This is a genomic window from Bradyrhizobium sp. (assembly GCF_049581145.1).
Lineage (GTDB): Bacteria > Pseudomonadota > Alphaproteobacteria > Rhizobiales > Xanthobacteraceae > Bradyrhizobium.
In genome coordinates, this window is the sequence record NZ_JBAURI010000985.1 from 1 (window position 1) to 2536 (window position 2536).

Sequence of the window (2536 nt, forward strand, 5' to 3'; positions counted from 1 at the left end):
GGCCGGAGCCGATTGGCGTTTGCCCGGCGATGGGCGCGATCCGGGCGCCCGGTTTTGGTCCGCCGCCAAGCGCTTTGCCGTTGAGGGGGCTGCCGGGATAACCCACCGACATCTCGGTCATGGTGTCGGACATCGCGTGCTGGACCGGCGCAAGTCCCAGCACGAGGTGGCCGACAGCGTTTCGGATGGTCTGCGCGACCGGGTTCTTCATGGTGCCGATGACCGTGAGATTTTGCGCGGCCCTGAGCACCTGCTTGCCGACCGCGCTGCGCTCGGCGCTGTAGCTGTCGAGCAATGTCTCGCGGCCAACACCCTTTGCCACCAACGCGAGCTTCCAGGCCAGGTTGACCGCGTCCTGCATGCCCGTGTTCATGCCCTGGCCGCCGGCCGGGCTGTGGACATGCGCGGCGTCGCCGCACAGGAAGGCCCGGCCATGGCGATAGTCCGCGACCTTGCGGCCGTTGATGCGGAAGCCGGCGAGCCAGATCGGATCACGCGCGATCATGCCGGGCGTGCCGCGCCGATTGATCATCGCCTGCACCTGCGCGAGCGAAGGCGTCGGCGGATGCTCCGCGCCCGACTGCGGCTGGTCGGCGATCAGGCGGTAGCGGCCCGGACTGATCGGGAAGATGATGAAGGCGCCATCCTGATGCCAGTACACGCTCACCTCGGTGTCGGGCACCGGATAGCCCTGCATATGCACGTCGGCCAGCATCCAGTCGCTGGTCATGGTTTCGCCGGCGAAGGCCGCGCCAATGGTATGGCGGACCAGGCTGTGGGCGCCGTCGCAGCCGGCGAGCCAGTCCGCGCTGGCCTTCACCTCGGCGCCATCGGCCCGGCGCACCACCGCGTCGACGCCGTCGGCGCGCAGATCAATCGTCTCCACCTCGGCCTCGCGCTCGACCTGAACGCCAAGCGCATTGAGGCGCTCCTCCAGGAGCCGCTCGGTCTCGGACTGCGGCAGCATCAGGGCGTAGGGATAGGGACTATCGACCGCCGCGATGCCGACGCGCCCGATCTCCTTGTCGCCGGCCAGGATCCTGACCGCATCGACCTTGAACCCGGCCGCGACGAACGGCAGCGATCCGCCCGGCTGTCGATCCAGCAGCTCGAGCGTCCGGCTCCAGATCACCAGGGCCTTGGACTTGTCGGTCCGCCGTGCCGCCTTCTCGAAGATGCGCAACGGCACGCCGTAGCGCGCAAGCTCGATGGCAAGCGTCAGCCCGACCGGACCGGCGCCGACGATCATGACGGTCTGATTCATGTTCATGCGCGCCTCGATGGCTTTGAGCAGGACCTGCCGGACAACGTGGCAGCCGCGAAAAAGATCACCAAGCGCCGCGAAATCCCGCAAGGCAGCGCCAATCGCGAAAGTTCCAGGCTCGCGCCGGACGACACGCAGCGCCTTTCGGATGTCATCGCGGCGGAAATCGTCAAGACGTCGGCCGGCGAACACGGCCCAGCCAGCGGCATGGCGGCTCGCCGCTAGTGGTTCATCACAGTGATCAGCGGCTGCAACTTTCGCAACGCATTGACCTGTGGTTAATCGGTCCCGGCTCAAGGCCGGGACAACAGCGGAGTCCTTGGCGCGACCGCCCGACAACAAACGCGACGTCGTCCCCGCCGACGGATCGGCGCAACGCGCCGCCCGATGACAGGCTCCGGCGGGGACCCATGACCACAGGAAGTCGTCGTTACGCCGCGCTGTGGCCGGCTCGGTCTCAAAACGTCAAAATCACTGTGATGAACCGCTAGCCGCTGCTCACGATCGGCTGCGGCTGATCGGGCACGGCGGGCGCCGCGCCGGTCGATGCCAGCTCGGGCAGGCGATGGATCTTCTGCCCGATATGGCCGATTTCCCGGGACAGCACCGCATCGCACCAGATCCGGAATCCAGCCTTGCGCGCGGCATCGCAAAACACGTAGTCCTCGCCGACGATCGCGCCAAAGGCGTCGACGTCGAACCGGAAATACGGTTTGGCAAGCTTCTCGAACACGGCCATCCTGATCAGCAGGCAGCCGGTCGGGATGCGCTGCATCTCCAGCAGGTCGCCTGACAGCACAGCGGGCTGCTCGGCGAGCTGGGTGCCGAGGATCTCGAACGGAGCGACGCGCTTGGTGTAGGTTGCGCCGACGATGTCTTTCCGGTGCAGCAGCAGCCGGAACAGCGCGTCCGGCGGGAACACCATGTCGCTGTCGAGGAAGAAGATGTAGTCCGCCTTGAAATTGCCGGCGAGCTCGACGCCGTTGTTGCGCGCCTGCGCCACGATCGACGACTTGACCGTCATCAGCTGCAATTCCAGCCCGGCCGACGCCCTGCAGAGCTGGGCATACGCCATCGCAAAGTCGGCATGGACCATGTCGCCCGACGGGACGGCGATCGCGACACGGGGGAGCGGCGGCGAATCCATGCTCGCATGATCCACGGCCGGCGCCATCAGGTCAATTCGTTTCGGCGCCGTCGCGACCGAGGCCGGATTGCGCCGGCCGGACGCACGACACACGGTCGGCCGCCGGCGCCGAACCGATATCGACG

At 67.1% G+C, this 2536-nt stretch carries 3 protein-coding genes; 1 reads left to right on the plus strand and 2 read right to left on the minus strand.

Annotation, left to right across the window (positions count from 1 at the left end):
• A partial coding sequence (locus WCB02_RS32090) for an FAD-dependent monooxygenase (protein WP_423964571.1) occupies positions 1-1270 on the minus strand: 1270 nt, incomplete at its 3' end.
• Positions 1271-1309: 39 nt separating this feature from the next.
• Between WCB02_RS32090 and WCB02_RS32095 the strand changes: the two genes are divergently transcribed.
• On the plus strand, positions 1310-1489 hold the full coding sequence (locus tag WCB02_RS32095) for a hypothetical protein (protein ID WP_423964573.1): 180 nt from the start codon (positions 1310-1312) through the stop codon (positions 1487-1489).
• A 262-nt stretch (positions 1490-1751) separates the two neighbouring features.
• On the opposite strand, the gene WCB02_RS32100 is transcribed toward WCB02_RS32095, so the two are convergent.
• Positions 1752-2536, minus strand: a 785-nt coding sequence (locus WCB02_RS32100) for a hypothetical protein (RefSeq protein WP_423964575.1), incomplete at its 5' end; no start/stop codon positions are given.